This window comes from Amycolatopsis benzoatilytica AK 16/65, from assembly GCF_000383915.1.
In the GTDB taxonomy this organism is placed as follows: Bacteria; Actinomycetota; Actinomycetes; order Mycobacteriales; family Pseudonocardiaceae; genus Amycolatopsis; species Amycolatopsis benzoatilytica.
In genome coordinates this window covers 7,968,045-7,987,955 of record NZ_KB912942.1, presented here as the reverse complement: position 1 = coordinate 7,987,955, position 19,911 = coordinate 7,968,045, and the positions used below count along the sequence as shown (strand labels likewise).

Genomic DNA, 19,911 nt, shown 5'->3' with positions numbered 1-19,911 from the left:
GCCCGGCCCGGCGACCAGTCTGGCTGCCTGTCCGTGAAGGGCCCCTTGAGAGACTTGGATTCCCTCAAGGGGCCCTTCACGGACAGACCAGCGGGCACCCGCTAAGCCTGCTCCCGCACCGGCAGCAACGTCGAATCCTCCAGCTCGGCCTCCACCGCGTGCTTGGCCCGCCCGGTCGCCCGCAGCACCAGGTAAACCACCACCAGCAGCGCGAAGAACGGGATCCCGAACTTCCACGCCGGGTCCAGCCCGTCGATCCAGAACGTCGAAATCAGGACCGTGGCCAGGAACGCGATCACCACGACGTTCACCACCGGCGCGCCCCACAGCCGTACCGGCGACGGCGGCAGTCCGGCTCGGCGGCGGCGGATCCGGAACGCCAGGTGCGTCACCAGAATGATCATCCACACCACCAAGGCCGCGAAGATCGAAATGCCGAACAGCACCAGATACGCGTTCGAGTCCGAATTCTTCGACAGGATGGTCGCGATGATCAGCCCGGCGGTGGACAGCACCAAGGCGTTGCGGGGCACCCCGGAGGTGGTCAACCGGCCGGCCCACGCCGGCGCGAACCGGTGCGAGGCAAGCGAATGCAGCATCCGCGTGGTCAGGTAGAGATTGGTGTTGGCACTCGACAACGCGGCGGTGAGCACCACGAAGTTCATCACCGTCGCCGCGGCCGGAATGCCGGCCGACTGAAAGACCCGGACGAACGGACTGGCGGTGATCGAACCGCCTTCCCCGGTCACCGTCCACGGGACGACCAGCACGACGACCAGCATCGCGGCGACGTAGAAAATGCCCAGCCGCACCACCATCGCCCGCGCGGCCCGGGGGACGTCGCGGGTCGGGTTCTCCGATTCCGCGGCGGTCACCGACACCACCTCGGTGCCGATGTAGCTGAACAGCACGAAAACCATCGCCAGCAACAACCCGGACACGCCGTGCGGCAGGAATCCGCCGCCGGCGCTCAGGTTGGCCGTGCCAGCGGCGGGGGTGTGCGGCAGGCCGAAGAAGACCAGGATCAGGCCGAGTGCGATGAAGACCAGAATCGCGCACACTTTGATCATCGCGAACCAGTACTCGAACTCGCCGAAAATGTGCACCGCCGCGCCGTTGACGACGATCACCAGCAGCGAGAACACCGCGACCGGAACCCACAACGGGATCTGCGGCCACCAGTACTGCACGTACACTCCGGCCGCGATGGTCTCACCGCCGATGGCGATCACTTGCATGGCCCAGTACGCCCAGCGCACCACGAATCCGCTGCCCGCGCCCAGATACTTTTGCGCGATGCTGCCGAACGCGCCCGCGGTCGGATGCACTACCACCATCTCGGCCAGCGCCCAGGAAATCACCAGCGCGACCAGTCCACAAAGGACGTAGGCGAGCACGACCGCCGGTCCGGCGTGCGAGATCGCCAGGCTCGACCCGAGGAACAGGCCGGTGCCGATGGCCCCGCCGATTCCGATCATCGTCAGCTGCCTGCTCCGCAACCTGCGCTGCAGCTGGTGCGGGGACGGGGACTCGGCCATGTCTGCTCCCTACTGACTCACCCGGTAATCGGCGATCGCCCGGACGACGGTGTCGAGATCGGACTCGTTGTTGTAGTAGTGCAAGGACATCCGCAGCACGTCGCCGCGAGGGCTGCAGACGATCCGGCGCTCGGCGAGGAATGCGGCCAGCGCGTCCGGATCCCGGTCCCGCAGCGCGACGAGCGGGCCGCGCCGCGCCTCGTCGAGCGGCGACCGGAGCGTTTCACCCGCGTCGAGCAGCCGTTGCTGGAGTTGCCCGGTCAATCCGGTGAGGTGGTCGCGAATGTGCGAAGCGTCCAACTGGTGCAGCAAGGTCAGCCCGGCTACCGCGCCGTACGCGGACGGAATTGACGGCGTCCCCGCCTCGAAGCGGCGGGCGTGCGCCGGATAGTCCAGGTGCCGCGGATCGAACTCGAACGGGTTCGTCCGGCCGAACCAGCCGGTGAGCGGCGGGGAAACCGCGTCGCGCACGCCGGGCCGAACGTACAAGAAAGCGATCCCGGAGATACCCAGCAGATACTTCAGGCTGCCGCTGACCAGGTAGTCGCAGCCGAGTTCGGTGACATCGACCGGCTCGACGCCGAGGCCCTGATACGCGTCCACGAACGTGCGCGCGCCGTGCGCACGGGCCAGCGCGGCGACATCGCGCACCGGGAAACGCAACCCGTTGGCGTAGCTGATCAATGGGACGGAAACCAGCTGTGTCTCGTGCGTGATGAGCGCGGCGTAGTCCTCGGCGTCCACGATGCCGTCGTGCTGCTCCGCGAACTCCACCGCCGCGCCACGTCCTTGCTGCGCAAGCCAGACGTGCCCGAGCGAAGGGAATTCCAGATCGGTTGTGACGAGCCGCGATCGCTCGTGCCAGGACTGAGTGGACGCGACCTGGTAGGCCCCTTCGGACGCGGACGGCACGACTGCGATGTCGTCCGGCCCTGCGCCGATCAACCGCGCGAACAGCTCCCGGGCCTGCGCGACCTTGGCCATCCAGATGCCCCACGGCGCGCCGTGCTCACGGATCGTGTGCTGGAACTCGAAAAGCTCCGCCGTCAGCGCGTCCGACAGCGCACCCTGGCTGCAGCTCGCGAGGTGCACCGAGTCGGCGAAGGCGGGGAAACGCTCCCGGAAGGCGGCCGGGCTGGGCTGGTCGGTCACGACGCTCCGTTCCTCGAGGTTCTCGAAAGCCTGTTCACTCTGACTGATCAAATACTGCTATTCCATCAGTGCAGCTGAAACCGGTACTGTAGATAGGGCCTTACGCGCTGTCAACGACCGTCAAAGATCCGACATAGCGCGCTCCCGCGACCGAGAGGACGCACCGATGAGCACCTCCGCCGAATCCGCGATCGACCAGCTCCTGACCTGTTTGTCCGACGGCGGATTGCGGGTGGTCGACCTGACCAACCAGCTCAGCGCCGCCACCCCGACCCTGCGGCTGCCCGAGCCGTTCGCGAACCTGATCGACTTCAGCCTCGAACCGGTCAGCGAGTTCGACGACTCCGGTCCGCTGTGGCGGCACAACAACATCCACACCGGCGAGCACATCGGCACCCACCTGGACGCTCCCCGGCACTGGATCTCCAACCGCGACGGCGCGGACGTGTCCCAGCTGCCGGTCAGCAGGCTGATCGGCCCGGCGCACGTGCTGGACATCTCCGCCCAGGCCGCCGCCGACCCGGACTTCCTGCTGGAGATCGAGCACATCCAAGCCTGGACGGCCGAACACGGGCCGCTGCGCCCGGGCGGCTGGCTGCTCGTGCATTCGGGCTGGGACCAGTACGCGCGGGACCGCGACGCGTTCCTCAACTTCTCCGACGGGACCAGCCACACCCCGGGCATCTCCGCCGAAGCGGCGCGCTGGCTCGCCGAGGAGACGCCGATCGCCGGCTACGGCGTGGAAACCGTCGGGATCGACTCGGGCAACGGATTCGCGCTCGACCCGCCGATGCCCGCCCACCATCATCTGCTCGGCGCGGACAAATACGGCATCACCTCCCTGCAGAACCTCGGCTCGCTGCCGCCGACCGGCGCGCTGGTCGTGGTCTGCCCGTTGCCGATCGTCGGCGGCACCGGCAGCCCGGCACGAGTGCTCGCGGTGGTGGCCTCGTGAACGTCGCGCAGGCCGTGGGGATCGCACTCGCCCGATTCGGCGTCCGGCGGGCGTTCGGCGTGGTCGGCAGCGGGAACTTCCACGTCACCAACGGCCTGGTGCGGGGCGGAGCCGAGTTCGTCGCGGCCCGGCACGAGGGCGGCGCGACCACGATGGCCGACGCGTACGCGCGGTGCAGCGGCGAAGTCGCGGTGGTCTCCGTCCATCAAGGCTGCGGGCTGGCCAACGCGACCACCGGACTTGGGGAAGCGGCGAAGAGCCGGACCCCGCTGCTCGTCGTCACCGGCGAGGCGACCGATCCGTTGTCCAACTTCCACATCGATCAGGACGCGCTCGCCCGGTCCGTCGGCGCGGTCAGCGTGCTGGTCCGGTCCGCGGCCACCGCCTTGGCCGACGTCCGCCGTGCGTTCACCCTGGCCCGGCGCGATCGGCGTACTGTCCTCGTGCGACTCCCTCTGGACATCCAGAACGCGCCCTTCGACGAAACGCTGCTGGACGACCTCACACTGATCGAGCCGCTGCCCTATCCGCGAGCAGCCGATGCGGACGTCCAAGCGCTCGCCGCACTCCTGCGAGGCGCGTCCCGGCCGGTGTTCCTTTGTGGACGCGGGGCCCGGTCCGCCAGGGCCGAGCTGATCGCGCTGGCGGACCGGTGCGGCGCTCTGCTCGCCGAAGGCGCGGTCGCGAAAGGACTTTTCACCGGCGAACCGTGGTCGATCGGGGTTTCCGGCGGCTTCTCGTCCCCGCTGACGACCGAACTGATCCAAGGCGCGGACGTCGTCGTCGGCTGGGGATCGGCGCTCAACGACTGGACCACCGCGCACGGCCGGCTGCTTTCCCCGGGCACCACGCTCGTCCAGGTCGACCTCGAATCCGCCGCGCTCGGCCGGAACCGGCCGGTGCACCTGGGCATCGTCGGCGACGTCGCCGGCACCGCGGCGGCGGTCGCCGACCAGCTCGAGGTCCACAGTGGTTATCGCAGCGAAGCCCTGGGAACCAAGATCAGCGAGGAGATCCGCTGGCGTGCCCACGAGGACGTGAGCACCGCGGACGCGATCGACCCCCGAGTCCTTTCCGCCGCGCTGGACGACATCGTCCCGGCCGACCGCGTCGTCGGCGTCGATTCCGGCAACTTCATGGGCTACCCGACGATGTACCTCGACGTCCCCGACGAGAACGGTTTCTGCTTCACCCAAGCGTTCCAGTCGATCGGCCTCGGCCTGGCGACCGCGGTCGGGGCCGCCCTCGCGCAGCCGGACCGGTTCCCGGTCGCCGCGTGCGGTGACGGCGGGTTCCTGATGAGCATCGCCGAACTGGAAACCGTGGTACGGCTGAACCTCAAGATGCTGATCGTCGTCTACAACGACCACGCTTACGGTGCCGAGGTCTATTTCTTCGAGCCGGACGGCCATCCCGCCGACACGGTGACGTTCCCGGACACCGACCTAGCCGCCATTGCCCGCGGCTACGGCTGCGACGGGATAACCGTACGCACGAAGGAAGATCTCGCCGAGGTGGCCGCCAAGGTGAGCGGCGGCCTCGACCGGCCGCTGGTGGTCGACGCGAAGATCGCCGGATTCAGCTCCTGGTGGCTCCAGGCGGCGATGACGCACCACTGACCCGCCGGTCCAGCACCCGCTTCGCCAGGACGTTCACCACCCACAACACCATCCCGACCGCGAGCAGCACCTCGGCCACCAGGCAGTCCTGCGCGGGGCGGCCGGGCAACGGGCTCACCAGCGGACCGGCCGGGGAAATCCGCCGTTCAGGCCCCGGATACCGCGGTGCGCACCAGCGGGGTCATCATTTCCTTGGTCATTTTGACCGGTCCGGTGTAGTTGACCAGCACCGGGACGCCGCCGGAGAGCTTGGCCGCGGCGAGCGTGGCGGTCTTCTGCTCGTCCACGTAGTACACCGCGCCGTCCGGGAAGCCCGGCACGTCGACCGCTCCCGGCTTGGCCTTCTTGATCGCGGCGACCATGTCGGCGGGCTTTGCCTCGCGGCCCTCGTAGCGGGTCACCGCGAGCGCACCGGCCGTCTTGCCCTGGACGACGTACTCACAGCTGGTGGCCTTGCCGCCGTTCTTCGGATCGCTGTGGGCCGGGCCGGGCTTCGTGGCGATGCCGGGGATGTTGATCGCCTTGCTGACGTCGTCCGCCGGCAGCAAGGCACACGGGTCCGCGGTTTTCTTGCCGTTCGCTGGCGAAGACGAAGACGTGGTCGGGGCATTGGCGGGCGAAGGCGTCGGCGCGGCTGCCTTCTGCTCTCCTGAAGAGCAGGCGGTGAGCACAGCGGCGGACAACACCAGAGCGACTGGGTATGCGCGCATATCGGGCATGCTAGTCCGTTTGGACTAACAGGTTCAGCTGGCCTCTTCGACCGCGGCCCGATAACGCCAGAACGTCGGCAGCACAGCCAGCGAAGCGAGCACGAGAATGATCACCAGGAAACCGCCGCCGGTAGCCGCCACGCGGGTGCCCCAGGCCGAGGCCGACCAGCCGTGCGTGAGGTCGGCGATGCGCGGACCGCCCGCGACCACCACGGTGAACACGCCGCTGAGCCGGCCGCGCATCTCGTCGGTGGTCGCGGTCAGCAGGATCGCTTGCCGGTACACCGAACTCACCATGTCCGCAGCGCCGCCGGCGGCCATGAACAGGACCGCCAGCCACAGCGAATGCGCGAGCCCGAACCCGGCCATCGCCACCCCCCAGCAGCAGATCGCCAGCACCACCGCGACACCGTGCCGCTGCACCCGGTGCAGCCAGCCGGAAAACAGCCCGATCAGCACCGCGCCCGCGGGCATCGCGGCGTACAGCAAGCCGAGCGCCGGACCGCCGCCCGGCGGATCGCCGAACGTGCGCTCGGCCATTTCCGGGACCAGGGCGCGCGGCATGCCCGCGACCATCGCGATGATGTCCACCACGAACGACGCGAGCAGGACTTTCTGGACCGCCAGATAGCGGAATCCGTCGATTACCGAGCTGATGCCCGCTTTTCGCGCACCTTCGCCGAGCGGCGGAATCGACGGCAGCCGCCACACCGCGATCAGCGTGACCGCCAGTGCGCCGACGTCCACCAAGTACAAAGTGGACAGTCCGATCACCGGGATCAGCGCACCGCCGAACAACGGCCCGAAGACCGCGCCGAAGGTGGCCATCGTGGTGTTGAGCGCGTTCGCCGACGGCATCAGCGCGGCCGGCACCAGCCTCGCGACCACCGCGCTGCGAGTCGGCATGTTGATCGCGAAGAAGGCTTGGTTCACCGCGAGCAGGCCGAGCACCAGCCACACCGAGCCGATCCCGGCGAACGCCTGCAGCCACAGCAACGCGGACGTGACGGTGAGGCCGACGTTCGTGACGAGCAGCAGCTTGCGCCGGTCGACCGCGTCGGCGATCGCACCGCCCCAGAGACCGAACACGAGCAGCGGCACGAGCGCGACCGCGCCGGTGAGCCCGACGTAGCCGGAGGAACCGGTGAGGTCGAAGATCTGCTTCGGCACCGCGACCGCGGTGAGCTGCGAGCCGACCGCGGTGACCGCGGTGGACATCCAGAGCCGCCGGAACGCGGGGATCTTCAGCGGACGCGTGTCCACGACGATCCGGCTGAGCAGCTTGCGGAGCCCCTTGCGGGGCGGCATTAAGCCCGGTTCTGAAGTCACGACTGATTACTTTAGCCGCGCTAATAATTTGGGCGCAGGTGATTTTCCCCGCAAGAGTCGCTGACTGTCCGTGAAGGGCCCCTTGCCGGACTTGGATTCCCGCAAGGGGCCCTTCACGGACAGTTCGCCGCGTGAGCCGGGGTCAGGGGGCGAGGCGCTCTACGTGCCAGCCGTCGTGGGTGCGGTGGAAGCGCAGCCGGTCGTGCATCCGGTCCTGCCGGCCCTGCCAGAACTCGACGAAGTCCGGCCGGATCCGCCAGCCGCCCCAATGCGGCGGGGCCGGGATCCGCTCGACGTCGGCGAAGCGGCGTTCGATGTTCCGCAGCGCGTTCTCCAGCGCGCGCCGGCCGTCGACCACCCGAGACTGCGGCGAGGCCCAAGCACCGAGCTGCGAACCACGCGGCCGCTGGGCCCAGTACGCGGCCGTCTCGTCCGCGCTCACCTTCTCCACCTCGCCGCGCACCGTCACCTGACGCTGCAGCTGATACCAGGGGAAGGTGGCGGACGCGTAGCGCGTCGCGGTGAGATCGTGGCTCTTCATCGACGTGTAATTGGTGTAGAACACCACGCCGCGTTCGTCCAGGCCCTTGCACAGCACGGTGCGGGAGGACGGCCGTCCGTCGGCGTCGGCGGTGGCGAGCACCATCGCGTTGGGTTCCGCGAGCGCTTCCGACATCGCCTGGCTCAGCCAGCTCTGCAGCTGCTCGTGCCAGGTGGCGGCCAGCGCGGACTCGTCGAACGGCGCACCGTCGTAGGCCACCCGCATGCCAGGCAGCCGCACGACCGCCTCGTCGATCTCCGGTGTCATCCGGCCCAACCTTCCGTTACCCCTGGTGAGGGTGTCGAATCACGGCTATCCGCCGACGGTATTGGGTCGGGAGTCCCGGCGAAACCCACCGAACGGTGACTCCTGCCACGCCCGGCCCGCCATCGCGACGTAACCGCAGGCCGCCGAGTTGTAACTCGCTGTTTACCGGCTGGGCCCTGATCGATACAGGCCACCCCTACCTTTCGACCTGCTCCGGCACCCGTTCCCCAGCATCGGAGGCAGGCCAGATGACCGAGATCCTGTCCGAACGCGACGACACGGAAAAACCACAGCGCACCTACGCCGCACTCGCCGCCGACGAAAACCGCGAGGACTACTCCCTGCGCTTCGCCGCGCAATCGTTCCGGCGCTGGTCGCCGTTCGTGGTCGCGACCACCGCACTCGGCGGGATCGCCTACCTCGCCGACTTCGCCATCGGCGCCAGCATCGTCCTGTCCTACGGCTTCACCTCGGGAGTCCTCGCGATTCTGGCCGCCGCGGTGGTGATCTTCGTGACCGGCGTGCCGATCGCGCGCGCCTGCGCGACCTACGGCGTGGACATGGACTTGCTCACCCGCGGTGCCGGTTTCGGCTACTTCGGGTCCACCCTCACCTCACTGGTGTACGCCAGCTTCACGGTGATCTTCTTCTCGCTCGAAGGCTCGATCATGGGCCAGGCGTTCCAGTTGGCGCTCGGCATTCCGCTGCCGATCGGTTACCTGCTGGCGACGCTGATCGTGCTGCCGTTCGCGCTCTACGGGATGGGCGCGGTCGCGAAGATGCAGACCTGGACGCAGCCGATCTGGATCGCCGGACTGGTGCTGCCGTTCGTCGTCGTGCTCGTGCGCGAACCCGGGCGGTTCGCCGAGTTCGCCGCGTTCGGCGGCGTCGACGGCGCGGGTTCCGGATTCTCCGCGGTCGGATTCGGCTTCGGGATGGGCATCGCGTTGTCATTGATCGGGCAGATCGGCGAACAAGCCGACTACCTGCGCTTCATGCCGGCGAAGACGGCGGAGAACAAGCGCTCCTGGTGGGCCGCGGTGCTCGCCGCCGGGCCGGGCTGGGTGGTGCTCGGCGCGGCCAAACAGATCGGCGGCGCGCTGCTGGCCTTCGTCGCGCTCGGAGCGGTCGGCAAAACCGCGGCGCTGGAACCGATCGCGCCCTACCTCGAGGCGGTGCGGCCCGCGCTCGGACCGGCCGCGCTCACCTTCGCCGCGTTGTTCGTGGTGGTTTCGCAGATCAAGATCAACACGACGAACGCGTACTCCGGTTCGCTGTCCTTCGCGAACTTCTTCTCCCGTGTGCTGCACCGCCACCCCGGCCGCGCCTGGTATGTGCTGGTCAACTGCGGGATCGCGCTCGCGCTGATGGAGTTCGGCGCGTTCGGCTTCCTGAACAAGATCCTCGGTTTCTACTCGAACGTCGCGATCGCCTGGATCGGCGCGGTGTGCGCGGACCTGGTGATCGCGAAGCCGCTCGGGCTTTCCCCGCGGTACATCGAGTTCAAGCGGGCTTACCTGCACAAGATCAATCCGGTCGGATTCGGCGCGATGGTGAGCGCGTCAGCGGTGTCGATCGCGGCGTACTTCGGCGCGTTCGGCGAATACCTCGCAGCATTCAGCCCGCTGCTGGCGCTGGTGATCGCGGTCGTGCTCGTGCCCGCGCTCGCGCTGGCCACCCGCGGCCGGTACTACCTGGTGCGGCCCAACCTCGTTTCCGGTCCGGAAGCCGAGTCGGACCCGCGCAGCACGCATCGCTGTTCGGTCTGCGGCGACGCTTACGAACTGCCGGACATCGCCGACTGCGCCAACCAGGGCGGCGCGATCTGCTCGCTGTGCTGCACCCTGGACCGCAGCTGCCACGACATGTGCCGCACCGCCGGTCCGGTCTCACTGCCCCCGCCGACTTTCCGGACCGCCGGCTAGACCGGCGCTCGACGCGGTCACCACGTCCGGGCCGACCGCGGTGGTCAGCGTGCCGCCCGCGGCGAGCGGGGTCCGCGACCACCACGGCCCGGACGCGGCGGGCCGCGACGGGCCGCCGAACTCGAGTTCGGTCACCAGCACCCGATACCCGGCCAGTACGGCGAGGCTGGCGTCCAGCGCGGCGTCGCCCACCGTCTGCGTCTGCCGCAGCACCGGGGTTCCCGCTCGTGTCACGTGCAGCGTCGAGGACAGCCGTCCCGGGCGTTCCCCTTCTCTGCCGAGGACGAGCACCTCGCGGGTGTGGAATCGAGCGTCTTCCGCCAGGTCGGCGCGAAGGACGGCGTGATGGTTGGACCGCGCGGTGACGACAGTCGGCTCCGGCAGGTACGCGCACGAACCGCCTGCCTCGACACTCACCTGCACGGTGGACGAACTCTCGTCGCCGGCCAGCCCAGGCAACACGAGGGTGGCCGCGACGCCGGAGAGCGTCAACTCAGCGAGCGGGCCGACGTGGATCTCCAGCCGCAGGTCGTCCCCGCCGAGCGGCGCGGTCGCCGAGCTGACGAGGTGAACCAGTGCGCCAGGCCCGCTGCCGCGACGCGGGACGAGGGTAAGCGGGGCCATCGACCTCAGCTCGCGCAGCACGGTCCGGCCGCCGTCGAAGACCGCGGTCAGCCGCGCGTGCGCCCTCACCCGTGCCGGACCGGGACCAGCGAACGCACCCAGTCCGCGACCGCCGGTGCGTCCGGGGTGTCCACCAGGGACTGTGCGAGCACCGGCAGGTCCCCGCGCATCCGGTGCGCGTCCGAGGTCATCACCGTCAGGTCGGCGCCGACCAGGTGCGCGATGTCGGTCTTGTTGATCACCAGGAGGTCGGCGGTCGTCACGCCGGGTCCGCCCTTGCGCGGCACCTTGTCCCCGCCCGCGACGTCGACGACGAAGATCTGGCTGTCGGCCAGCCCGCGGCTGAACACCGCGGTGAGGTTGTCCCCGCCGCTTTCCACGATGACCAGTTCCAGCCCGGGGAACTTCTCCTCCAGCCGCTCGACGGCGTCCAGATTCGCGGTGATGTCGTCGCGGATCGCGGTGTGCGGGCAGGCCCCGGTCTGCACCGCCTCGATCCGCTCCGGGTCGAGCACGCCCGCCTTGCGCAGGAAGTCGGCATCCTCGGTGGTGTAGATGTCGTTGGTGACCACCGCCAGGTTCAGCTCGGCGCCCAGCGCCCGGCAGAGCGCGGCGGTGAGCGCGGTCTTGCCGCTGCCGACCGGTCCGCCGATGCCGATCCGGTACGCGCGCCCGGCGGTGGGCGCGGCGTCGTAGCGGTCCGGTTCGGCGGCGGTCGGGTCGAAGTTGACCGGGTGCACGTGCCCGTGCCCGTGGCCGTGTTCAACTGGCAAAGAGACGCACCTCTTCCTGGTGATGCCGAGCGTGTTCCTCGGCGAACAGATCCAGCACCGGCGACGCCGGCGCGGGCAGATCGGCCGGATCGGCGCCCGCGGTCGCCGCCGCCTCGTCGCTGACCTCCTGAAGCGGCCCGGCCAGCCGCACGACCACCGCGTTCACCGCGAACGGGTCCAGCCCGAGCAGCCGCACCGCCGCGCTCGCCGGGCCGCTCACCGCGAGATAGGCCATCGCCATCGCCGCGTCCACCGGGGCGCCGCCGCCGATGCCGACCAACGCGCCGCCGACGATCGGATGGTGCGGGCGGGGCGTCTCGGCCAGCAATCGGGTGAGCACCGGTGACGGCCAGGCGATCCGTCCCGCTCGGGCGGTGCCCCGGCCCTGTGCCCGGGAGGCTTCCCGTTGCGCCAGCGAAGGCGTCCGCGCGTCGAGTTCCTGGTCGAGCCGAAGCCAATGGCTGCTGTGGACAGTCCGAGCGGCCGCGTGTGCCGACGCGGCGGCGAACACCGCGGCGAGCAGGCCCGCGGTGCGCAACCGGCCATAGAGGAAGCCCGGCAGATCGCGTTCCGAGCGCACCAGACCACGGGCCGCCGCCTCTTCCAGGCCGCCCGAGTGCACGTGCCCGCCGCCCGGGAACCGGGAATCGGCGAGAAGCAGCGCGGAAGGATTCATCAGAACAGGAAATACCTTTGCGCCATTGGCAATTCGGCTACCGGATGAGGTTCGATGAGTTCCCCGTCCACACGCACCGCGAAGCTGTCCGGATCCACCCGGATCTCCGGTGTCGCGTCGTTGAGCACCATGTCCGCCTTCGTCCGCCGCCGGGTATTGGCGACCGGGACGAGCCGACGGGAGATCCGGAACCGTTCGGACAGACCGGAATCCATCGCTTCCGGTGCCACGAAATGAAGGCTGGACGCGGCCGCGACCGAGGGCGCGGCACCGAACATCGGCCGGGCCAGCACCGGTTGCGGGGTGGGGATCGAAGCGTTCGCGTCGCCCATCGCCGCCCACGCCGGGAATCCGCCCTTCAGCACCACGTGCGGGCGCACGCCGAAGAATTTCGGTTCCCACAGCACCAGATCGGCGAGCTTGCCGACCTCGACCGAACCGATCTCGCCGTCCATCCCGTGCGCGATCGCCGGATTGATCGTGTACTTCGCGACGTAGCGGCGGGCCCGCAGGTTGTCCGCGGCGCCGTCGCCAGGCAGCGCGCCCCGGCGGCGCTTCATCACGTGCGCGGTCTGCCAGGTGCGGATGATCACCTCGCCGATCCGGCCCATCGCCTGCGCGTCGGAACTCATCATCGAGATCGCGCCGAGGTCGTGCAGCACGTCCTCGGCGGCGATCGTGCTCGGCCGGATCCGGCTCTCCGCGAACGCCAGGTCCTCCGGCACCGACGGATTCAGGTGGTGGCAGACCATCAGCATGTCGAGGTGTTCGTCGAGCGTGTTGACGGTGTGCGGCCGGGTCGGGTTCGTGGACGAGGGAAGGAAGTTCGCCATCCCGGCGACCTCGATGATGTCCGGCGCGTGCCCGCCGCCGGCCCCCTCGGTGTGGTACGCGTTGATCGACCGGCCGCCGATGGCGTCCACAGTGGACTCCAGGAAGCCGGCTTCGTTGAGGGTGTCGGTGTGGATCGCGACCTGCACGCCGGACTCGTCGGCGACGGTCAGGCAGGCATCGATCGCGGCCGGGGTGGACCCCCAGTCCTCGTGCAGCTTGAACCCGCCGGCCCCGGCCGCCAGCTGCTCCCGCAACGCCTCCGGGCGGACGGTGTTTCCCTTGCCCAGCAACAAGACGTTCACCGGCTGGCCGTCCATCGCGGACAGCATCCGGCCGAGATTCCAGGCACCGGGCGTGACCGTGGTCGCCTTCGACCCTTCGCTGGGCCCGGTCCCGCCGCCGACGAGCGTAGTCAGCCCGGCCGCGAGCGCGGTGTCGACCAGCTGCGGGCAGATGAAGTGCACGTGGCAGTCGATGCCGCCGGCGGTGAGAATCTTCCCGTTGCCCGCCAGCACCTCCGTGGAAGGACCGATCACCAGCGCCGGATCCACTCCGTCCATGGTGTCCGGATTGCCCGCCTTGCCGATGCCGACGATACGTCCGTCGCGGATCCCCACGTCGGCCTTGACCACCCCCCAGTGGTCGAGGACGACCGCCCCGGTGATCACCAGGTCCGGCGCGCCCTCGGCACGGGTCGCGGTGGCCTGCCCCATCGATTCGCGAATCACCTTGCCGCCGCCGAAGAGCACCTCGTCGCCGCTGCCGCCCGGCCCCATCGACCGGTCCTCGGTGACCTCGATGAGCAGATCGGTGTCCGCGAGCCGGATCCGGTCGCCCGCGGTCGGGCCGAACAATTCGGCGTAGCGCTCCCGGTCGATCTCCGGCATCAGAACTCCCCCGCGTACTCGGCCCGCAGGCCCGGCACCCGCCGATGACCGCTGAGCGGAACCAGGTCCACCTCGCGGTCGATGCCCGGCTCGAACCGCACCGACGTGCCGGCGGGCACATCGAGCCGGTGCCCGCGCGCCGCCTCGCGGTCGAACTCGAGGCCGGGATTGACCGCCGCGAAGTGATAGTGCGAACCGACCTGCACCGGCCGGTCGCCGAGATTGCGCACCCGCAGCCGCACGCGCGAGCGGCCCGGATTCAGCGGAACCGGCTCGTCGCCGGGGATGATCTCGCCTGGACGCACGACTTCCTCCTCAGCCGATCGGCTCGTGCACCGTGACGAGCTTCGTGCCGTCCGGGAACGTCGCCTCCACCTGCACGGACTCGATCATTTCCGGCACTCCGTCGAGCACCTGCGCCCGGGACAGCACGCTCCGGCCGCCAGCAGCGAGTTCGCTGACCGTGCGACCGTCGCGCGCCCCTTCCAGCACGTAGTCGGTGATGAGCGCGACCGCCTCGGGGTGATTGAGCCGTACGCCGCGTTCGAGCCGTTTGCGCGCCACGTCCGCCGCGACGTGGACCAGCAGTTTGTCGCGCTCCTGCGGGCTCAGATGCATGGCAATGGTCTACCACCGCGGAAGGGGGAGCGCTGAGTCCGGAAACGCAGTGTTTACCTGGCGCAGCGGAGGCGGGATCCGGCAAGCGCCTGACAGCAAATGCCGATACCGGCTACCCTCCGTGGTAGCGGGCTCACGACAGGAAGCGGCGGAGGGGACCATGACGGGTGCACACTTCGGAGAACCCGGCGTCGGCACTGGCGGGGCCGCTGGCGACGCTGGCACGGACTTCTTCTCCAACCTCGGACTGGGGCTGACCGACCATAAGGCCGCCGAACAGGTGAACGCCGGTGGAGCCCGGCTGAAGACGCTTGCACAGAACGGATCGTTCGCGGTCAATGAGGCGGGGTTCCAGGCGTATCTGAACGCCTGCAACTTCTTCCTCGACGGCTACAACCGGATGAGCCGGGATGTCGGCTTCCTGGCGCAGGCAGCCGGAATGGGATCGTCCGACTACGCTCGAAACGTTGCCGACTTCAACGTCAAAGTTGCCGACGGGGATGCCAGCTCCATCCTGCCCAACCTCGATCTCATGCGGCAAGGCATCCTGCAGGCACGGGAAGCCTTGACCATCGCCCGCAAGAACTACCGCGAGACCGAACACGCCCACTCCGTCTCGTTCGCCGACCTCAGCAAGGAAACCAACGGCCAGTGAACACCTCACCAGCGACGATCACACTTGCGGCGCTCGGCACACTCGGGATCATGCTGGCCGGATGCTCCGGCCCAGTCGCCGGGACGGCTCAGCCGGGCAAACCAGCCACTTCGGTTTCGGCACCGCCCTCGGGCAACCCTTTCGCCGCCCGGAACCAATGCGCGCTGCTGGACCAGATCCTCGCTGGCCAAGGATTCCCCAAGGCCACCCCTTCTATCGCCGACGAAAAGCGGGCTTGCGCATCGCAAAAGCCGTCCACTGGAACGACCTCCAGCATTGACGTGGCGATCGCGTTGCAGGACGGCCAGCTCTACACCGACAACATCCTGCGCCCAGACACAGCCCGACGCGGAGACATCAACGGTCGACCGTCAATCGAGCAACCCTCGCCGCAAAATACAACTGGGCAGTGCCAGGTGGGCATGGCTGTCGAACCTCGGTCGAGGGCACTTGTGCTCGTCTCCTCGGACTTGAGTACCGCGGAGGCCTGTGCCCAGGCAGAGAAGTACGCCACCGCACTAGAACCACTCCTGCCGAAGGGCTAATCCTGCCGTCCTAGGACTCGGCCACAGCCGAGCCCGCTCTCCAGCGCTACTTGTTCACGCGGCGAGTCCCGCCCGTCGGCGCAGTCCGGGTGCGCTATGCGCCCCGGAGATGGTGCGCAAACCGGCCGGTGTCCCACCTGGAATGCGCTTGAAGCAGCGTTCGCCGCGGGGGCTAGGGCCGAATAGTCGATGAAGATCCAGCCCGGTCGTTTCCACAGTGGCTGCAGAACGAGTTGCAGCGCAGCCGCGCGGACCCGCACGGCGTCGATCACTCGGCGTGACACGCTCAGGGCAAGTAGACAAACCGGCGATAATCCAGCCTTCGGAACCTGCCCCGTGCACCGTCCCGGGCCACCTGGCCGCGCACTGCCCCGGCCGCCCGCCCGCGCACCGCTCTGGCAGTCCGGCCGACGCACCGCCCCGGGCCACCCGCCCGCCCAGCCCCGCGCCCCCGCTTCGCAAGCCCGGATTCACCTGCGCGCCACCGGGGTACCTGGCTCCGGTCACATGCTCGTGGCGGAGAAAGTGGCGTGCCTGGCCTAGCTGGACTGAATCGTTCTCGTAATCGTGACCGAAACCACGACATCTTCCGTTGCCCCCGGCGGGCAAAGGGAGCATGGTTTGTCCCACCGTGCGATGAGGCGCGCAGGAGCCAGCGTGTATCCCGTCCGCGCGCGTGAGAAACACAGCCGGGGAATGCGCATCGAAAGGGTTCTCGAAGAGTGACTACCTCCACGATCAGCAAGACCGATGAAGCCGACGACGGGTTCCGACCGGGCCTCGAAGGCGTCATCGCGTTCCGTACCGAAATCGCCGAACCCGACCGGGACGGCGGGGCGCTGCGCTACCGCGGCGTCGACATCGAGGACCTCGCCGGGAAAGTGACCTTCGGCGACGTATGGGGGCTGCTGGTCGACGGCCGGTTCGGCCATGGCCTGCCGCCCGCCGAGCCGTTCCCGCTCCCGGTGCACACCGGCGACGTCCGGGTCGACGTCCAGGCCGCGCTCGCCATGCTGGCGCCGATCTGGGGCTACCGGCCGCTGCTCGACATCACCGACGAAGAGGCCCGCGACCAGCTCGCCCGTGCCTCGGTGATGGCGCTGTCCTATGTCGCGCAGTCCGCGCGCGGGATCGGACAGCCGGCGGTGCCGCAGACGCGGGTGGACGAGGCCAAGTCGATCACCGAGCGGTTCATGATCCGCTGGCGCGGCGAGCCGGACCCGGCGCACGTCAAAGCGGTTGACGCGTATTGGGTTTCCGCTGCCGAGCACGGGTTGAACGCCTCCACCTTCACCGCCCGCGTCATCGCCTCCACCGGCGCGGACGTCGCGGCGGCGCTGTCCGGTGCCATCGGCGCGATGTCCGGGCCGCTGCACGGCGGCGCGCCGGCCCGGGTGCTGCCGATGATCGAAGAGGTCGAGAAGACCGGGGACGCGCGGGCGCTGGTCAAGGGAATCCTTGACCGCAAGGAGCGGCTGATGGGCTTCGGGCACCGGGTTTACCGGGCCGAGGACCCGCGGGCCCGGGTGCTGCGGCGCACCTGCAAGGAGCTCGGCGCGGAGCGGTACGAGGTCGCGGCCGCGCTGGAGCAGGCTGCGTTGACCGAGCTGCGGGAGCGGCGTCCGGACCACCCGATCGAAACGAACGTCGAGTTCTGGGCCGCGGTGATCCTGGACTTCGCGCAGGTGCCGCCGCACATGATGCCGGCGATGTTCTCGTCCGCCCGTACCGCCGGGTGGGCGGCGCACATTCTGGAGCAGAAGAAGACGGGCCGGCTGGTTCGTCCGTCCGCCAAGTACGTCGGTCCGGGGCCGCGCAAGCCGTCCGACGTCGAAGGCTGGGACAACGTCACCCAGTCCTGACCCGAACGCCCCAATGTGGCATTGGGTGCATCAGACGCACCCAATGCCACATTGGGTGCGTCGCATGCACCCAATGCCACATTGGGGCGGGTTAGGCCCAGGTGCGCGTGGCGGCGAGCATCGCGGTGAGCTGGTCGACGAGCCAGCCGTCCAGCGTTTCGCGCGGGACGGTGCCTTCTTGCAGCCAGGAGAGCAGCGCGCCTTCCACGACCGCGGTCCAGCAGCGCAGCGTCAGCAGCACCAAGGGCGACGGGTTCGGGATGGGCAGCGATTCCAAGATCAGTTCTACTGCCCGGTTTCTCACTTCGTCGATGGCCGCGTCCGTCTCCGACGTGGCGATCACCGAACCACTGCGCAGCAGCGCCACGTATCCCTCTCGGTAATGCGCGGCGACGTCGATCAACCCCCGCACCGCCGCCCGGAGGCGTTCTTCCGGCGGGCCTTCCTCCAGCGTCGCCAGGCGGTCCACCAAGCCGTCGGTGACCGTGCGCAACGCCTGCATCTGCAGATCTCGCAGACTGGGGAAATACCGGTAGAACAGCGGTCGCGAAACCTCCGCCTTCGCCACGATGTCGTCGACCGTGACCAGTTCCGGCGCTCGGGTGCCGAACAGGTCCAGCGCCGCGGCGATCAGGTCGTCCCGGCGGGCCTGCGCGGTCATCCGGCGCGGACGGCTCACGGGGTGACGTCCAGTTTCGCCGCCGCGCGCAGCACTCCGGGCGTCAGCCGGGACAGGATCCAGGCGACCTTCGCCTCCGGAGTCGACGGTTGGATCGCGACGTTCTTCTCCACCGCGTTCAGAATGTCGCGGGCCACTCGCTCCGGGCCGAAATTGCGGCGGGCATAAAGCTTTGACGACGCCTTCTGCCGGCGCTGCTCCTCGGCGGTGTCCACTCCGACGAACCGGGTGGTGCTGGTGATGTTGGTGTTCACCAACCCGGGGCAGATCGCCGTCACGCCGATGCCGTCCTCGGCCAGTTCCGCACGCAACCCGTTGCTCAGCGCCAAAACCGCGGCTTTGGTCGTTCCGTACGCGGTGAGGATCTTCGACGGCAGATAAGCCGCGGCCGAGGCGAGGTTGACGATCTGCCCGCCCTCCGACCGTTCCTTCATCATCGGCGCGAAGGCGCGGCAACCGTGGATCACGCCCCACAGGTTGACGTCCACGACCTTTTCCCAGTCCTCGATCGTCGTGTCCAGGAACGGGCCGGACATGCCGATCCCGGCGTTGTTCACGACGATGTCCGGCACCCCGAACTCCTCGCGCACCTGCTGGGCGAACTTCTCCACCGCGGCACCGTCCGACGAGTCCACTGTGTACTCGCCAGCGTCGACGCCGCGCTCTCGCACCAGTTTCGCGGTTTCCGCGGCGGAGGCGCCGTTGATGTCGCTGACCACGACGTCGGCGCCTTCCGCGGCGAAGGCCAGCGCGGTTTCCCTGCCGATTCCGCTGCCCGCGCCGGTGATCACCACCAAGTGGTGCGCGAACCGGCCGGTGCGGCCGGCCCGGGCTCGGCGCAAGGAGCGGGTTTGCTCGCCGGTTTCCACCGACGCGATCAACTCCGCAGCCGCCGACGCGACGACGGCGGGCTTGGCGCGGGTGATCCAGTGCGAGCCGATCACGCGCCGGACGTAGAGGTCCGGCACCCAGCGTTCGACCTCGGTCTGCAGCGGAGCTGTCACGTACGAGTCGCCGGTCGGGGCCAGCACCTGGACCGGGATGTCGGCCGGACGCGGGCGCGGCCGGGACAGCCGCGGGCCCATGTTCGCCCGGTACAGCTTGAGGCCGTGCACGCCGTCCGAGATCTTCGGCGAGGACTCGGCGGGTTCCAGTTTCCGGATCAGCGCGCCCATGGCTCCGCTGCGCCACATGAGTTCCGGCAGCACCGGGAACTGGAACGCGACGATGTAGTACGAGTGCAGGAACTGGCGCAGCGCGTGCCCGAGCCGGCGCGGGGTCGGCCGGGTCAGTTGCGCGCGGAACCAGGCCCCGGCGTGATCCAGGCTGGGCCCGGAAAGCGAAGTGTAGGAAGCGATCCGGCCGCGCAGCCGGTCGCCGGTGACCGCGTGCCAGGCCTGGATGGAGCCCCAGTCGTGCGCGACGAGGTGGACCCTGCCCTCCGGCTGCACCTCGTCGACCACGGCGGCGAGGTCGTCGGCGAGCTGGTCCAGCCGGTACGCCCGGCGCGGACGCGGCTTGTCGGACTCCCCCGCGCCCCGCACGTCGTAGACGACGACTCGATGCGCACGGCGCAGCTCCGCGGCGACGCCGTCCCACATCGAGCTGTTGTCCGGATAACCGTGCACGAGCACCACGGTGGGCCCGTCCGGATTGCCACTCACCCGGGCCGAAAGGCGGACTCCGTCGCTGGCAGTCACCTGCTTGTGAGACATCTTGTCA

General features: G+C 69.2%; 20 protein-coding genes. 6 read left to right on the top strand and 14 right to left on the bottom strand.

From position 1 onward, the window contains the following. Positions 1-101 precede the first annotated feature (101 nt). Both AMYBE_RS43015 and AMYBE_RS0137355 read right to left on the bottom strand, forming a co-directional pair. Positions 102-1,538 (bottom strand): amino acid permease, encoded by a 1,437-nt coding sequence (locus AMYBE_RS43015; RefSeq protein WP_020664513.1) that lies wholly within the window; start codon positions 1,536-1,538, stop codon positions 102-104. 9 nt (positions 1,539-1,547) lie between these two features. Further along, on the bottom strand, positions 1,548-2,690 hold the full coding sequence (locus AMYBE_RS0137355) for an aminotransferase class V-fold PLP-dependent enzyme (RefSeq protein ID WP_034289804.1): 1,143 nt from the start codon (positions 2,688-2,690) through the stop codon (positions 1,548-1,550). Positions 2,691-2,856: 166 nt separating this feature from the next. Here AMYBE_RS0137355 and AMYBE_RS0137350 point away from each other — a divergent pair, with 166 nt between their 5' ends. Both AMYBE_RS0137350 and AMYBE_RS0137345 read left to right on the top strand, forming a co-directional pair. Next, positions 2,857-3,645 carry a cyclase family protein gene (locus tag AMYBE_RS0137350; RefSeq protein ID WP_020664511.1) on the top strand — a complete coding sequence of 263 codons (789 nt, stop codon included), beginning with the start codon at positions 2,857-2,859 and terminating at the stop codon, positions 3,643-3,645. Further along, positions 3,642-5,264: a thiamine pyrophosphate-binding protein gene (locus AMYBE_RS0137345; protein WP_020664510.1), complete on the top strand. Its 1,623-nt coding sequence runs from the start codon at positions 3,642-3,644 to the stop codon at positions 5,262-5,264. The genes AMYBE_RS0137350 and AMYBE_RS0137345 overlap by 4 nt, the downstream gene beginning before the upstream one ends. Here the strand turns inward: AMYBE_RS0137345 and AMYBE_RS45290 are convergent. The 4 genes from AMYBE_RS45290 to pdxH form a co-directional block, all read right to left on the bottom strand. After that, positions 5,224-5,382 carry a hypothetical protein gene (locus AMYBE_RS45290; RefSeq protein ID WP_211226894.1) on the bottom strand — a complete coding sequence of 53 codons (159 nt, stop codon included), beginning with the start codon at positions 5,380-5,382 and terminating at the stop codon, positions 5,224-5,226. The two genes, AMYBE_RS0137345 and AMYBE_RS45290, sit on opposite strands and share 41 nt — an antisense overlap. 28 nt (positions 5,383-5,410) lie before the next feature. Further along, positions 5,411-5,974, bottom strand: coding sequence for a DUF3558 family protein (locus AMYBE_RS0137340; protein WP_027928423.1), 564 nt, complete (start codon positions 5,972-5,974; stop codon positions 5,411-5,413). 33 nt (positions 5,975-6,007) lie between these two features. After that, positions 6,008-7,282, bottom strand: coding sequence for an MFS transporter (locus tag AMYBE_RS0137335; RefSeq protein WP_020664508.1), 1,275 nt, complete (start codon positions 7,280-7,282; stop codon positions 6,008-6,010). Positions 7,283-7,445: 163 nt separating this feature from the next. Then, entirely contained in the window at positions 7,446-8,111 is a 666-nt protein-coding gene (pdxH, locus tag AMYBE_RS0137330; RefSeq protein WP_020664507.1) for a pyridoxamine 5'-phosphate oxidase, read from the bottom strand. A 248-nt stretch (positions 8,112-8,359) separates the two neighbouring features. Between pdxH and AMYBE_RS0137325 the strand changes: the two genes are divergently transcribed. Further along, a complete protein-coding gene (locus tag AMYBE_RS0137325) occupies positions 8,360-10,036 on the top strand; it encodes a purine-cytosine permease family protein (RefSeq protein ID WP_020664506.1) in 1,677 nt (558 codons plus the stop codon). Here AMYBE_RS0137325 and AMYBE_RS0137320 read toward each other — a convergent pair. From AMYBE_RS0137320 to AMYBE_RS0137295, 6 genes are read right to left on the bottom strand one after another with little or no spacing between them, the layout of a single operon-like run. Then, positions 10,001-10,729 carry an urease accessory protein UreD gene (locus tag AMYBE_RS0137320; RefSeq protein WP_020664505.1) on the bottom strand — a complete coding sequence of 243 codons (729 nt, stop codon included), beginning with the start codon at positions 10,727-10,729 and terminating at the stop codon, positions 10,001-10,003. The genes AMYBE_RS0137325 and AMYBE_RS0137320 overlap by 36 nt on opposite strands. Continuing rightward, positions 10,726-11,433 carry an urease accessory protein UreG gene (gene ureG, locus AMYBE_RS0137315; RefSeq protein ID WP_027928422.1) on the bottom strand — a complete coding sequence of 236 codons (708 nt, stop codon included), beginning with the start codon at positions 11,431-11,433 and terminating at the stop codon, positions 10,726-10,728. The genes AMYBE_RS0137320 and ureG overlap by 4 nt, the downstream gene beginning before the upstream one ends. After that, positions 11,423-12,109, bottom strand: a complete 687-nt coding sequence (locus AMYBE_RS0137310) for an urease accessory protein UreF (protein WP_020664503.1) — start codon at positions 12,107-12,109, stop codon at positions 11,423-11,425. Before AMYBE_RS0137310 ends, ureG begins: the two co-directional genes overlap by 11 nt. Next, complete coding sequence (locus AMYBE_RS0137305) at positions 12,109-13,830, bottom strand: urease subunit alpha (RefSeq protein WP_020664502.1); 1,722 nt, start codon at positions 13,828-13,830, stop codon at positions 12,109-12,111. The genes AMYBE_RS0137310 and AMYBE_RS0137305 overlap by 1 nt, the downstream gene beginning before the upstream one ends. Then, entirely contained in the window at positions 13,830-14,135 is a 306-nt protein-coding gene (locus AMYBE_RS0137300) for an urease subunit beta (protein WP_020664501.1), read from the bottom strand. The genes AMYBE_RS0137305 and AMYBE_RS0137300 overlap by 1 nt, the downstream gene beginning before the upstream one ends. Before the next feature lie 10 nt (positions 14,136-14,145). Next, complete coding sequence (locus AMYBE_RS0137295; RefSeq protein WP_020664500.1) at positions 14,146-14,448, bottom strand: urease subunit gamma; 303 nt, start codon at positions 14,446-14,448, stop codon at positions 14,146-14,148. A gap of 160 nt (positions 14,449-14,608) precedes the next feature. Here AMYBE_RS0137295 and AMYBE_RS0137290 point away from each other — a divergent pair, with 160 nt between their 5' ends. From AMYBE_RS0137290 to AMYBE_RS0137285, 3 genes are all read left to right on the top strand, one after another. Beyond that, the gene (locus tag AMYBE_RS0137290; RefSeq protein WP_020664499.1) at positions 14,609-15,103 is read left to right on the top strand and encodes a hypothetical protein; all 495 of its coding nucleotides are present in this window, start codon (positions 14,609-14,611) and stop codon (positions 15,101-15,103) included. After that, a complete protein-coding gene (locus AMYBE_RS44470) occupies positions 15,100-15,648 on the top strand; it encodes a DUF3558 family protein (RefSeq protein WP_084470288.1) in 549 nt (182 codons plus the stop codon). Before AMYBE_RS0137290 ends, AMYBE_RS44470 begins: the two co-directional genes overlap by 4 nt. A 722-nt stretch (positions 15,649-16,370) precedes the next feature. Further along, positions 16,371-17,510 (top strand): citrate synthase 2, encoded by a 1,140-nt coding sequence (locus AMYBE_RS0137285; RefSeq protein WP_020664498.1) that lies wholly within the window; start codon positions 16,371-16,373, stop codon positions 17,508-17,510. A 91-nt stretch (positions 17,511-17,601) separates the two neighbouring features. Here AMYBE_RS0137285 and AMYBE_RS0137280 read toward each other — a convergent pair whose 3' ends face one another. Both AMYBE_RS0137280 and AMYBE_RS0137275 read right to left on the bottom strand, forming a co-directional pair. Next, the gene (locus AMYBE_RS0137280) at positions 17,602-18,171 is read right to left on the bottom strand and encodes a TetR/AcrR family transcriptional regulator (protein WP_020664497.1); all 570 of its coding nucleotides are present in this window, start codon (positions 18,169-18,171) and stop codon (positions 17,602-17,604) included. A gap of 14 nt (positions 18,172-18,185) precedes the next feature. Continuing rightward, positions 18,186-19,904, bottom strand: a complete 1,719-nt coding sequence (locus AMYBE_RS0137275) for an SDR family oxidoreductase (RefSeq protein WP_245573331.1) — start codon at positions 19,902-19,904, stop codon at positions 18,186-18,188. Positions 19,905-19,911 lie beyond the last annotated feature (7 nt).

Coding starts and splice junctions, on each gene's coding strand:
- pdxH (WP_020664507.1), bottom strand. CDS start 8,111: ATGACACCGGAGATCGACGAGGCGGTCGTGCGGCTGCCTGGCATGCGG.
- AMYBE_RS0137340 (WP_027928423.1), bottom strand. CDS start 5,974: ATGCGCGCATACCCAGTCGCTCTGGTGTTGTCCGCCGCTGTGCTCACC.
- AMYBE_RS43015 (WP_020664513.1), bottom strand. CDS start 1,538: ATGGCCGAGTCCCCGTCCCCGCACCAGCTGCAGCGCAGGTTGCGGAGC.
- AMYBE_RS0137310 (WP_020664503.1), bottom strand. CDS start 12,109: ATGAATCCTTCCGCGCTGCTTCTCGCCGATTCCCGGTTCCCGGGCGGC.
- AMYBE_RS0137280 (WP_020664497.1), bottom strand. CDS start 18,171: ATGACCGCGCAGGCCCGCCGGGACGACCTGATCGCCGCGGCGCTGGAC.
- AMYBE_RS0137305 (WP_020664502.1), bottom strand. CDS start 13,830: ATGCCGGAGATCGACCGGGAGCGCTACGCCGAATTGTTCGGCCCGACC.
- AMYBE_RS0137295 (WP_020664500.1), bottom strand. CDS start 14,448: ATGCATCTGAGCCCGCAGGAGCGCGACAAACTGCTGGTCCACGTCGCG.
- AMYBE_RS0137335 (WP_020664508.1), bottom strand. CDS start 7,282: ATGCCGCCCCGCAAGGGGCTCCGCAAGCTGCTCAGCCGGATCGTCGTG.
- AMYBE_RS0137325 (WP_020664506.1), top strand. CDS start 8,360: ATGACCGAGATCCTGTCCGAACGCGACGACACGGAAAAACCACAGCGC.
- AMYBE_RS0137350 (WP_020664511.1), top strand. CDS start 2,857: ATGAGCACCTCCGCCGAATCCGCGATCGACCAGCTCCTGACCTGTTTG.
- AMYBE_RS0137290 (WP_020664499.1), top strand. CDS start 14,609: ATGACGGGTGCACACTTCGGAGAACCCGGCGTCGGCACTGGCGGGGCC.
- AMYBE_RS0137275 (WP_245573331.1), bottom strand. CDS start 19,904: ATGTCTCACAAGCAGGTGACTGCCAGCGACGGAGTCCGCCTTTCGGCC.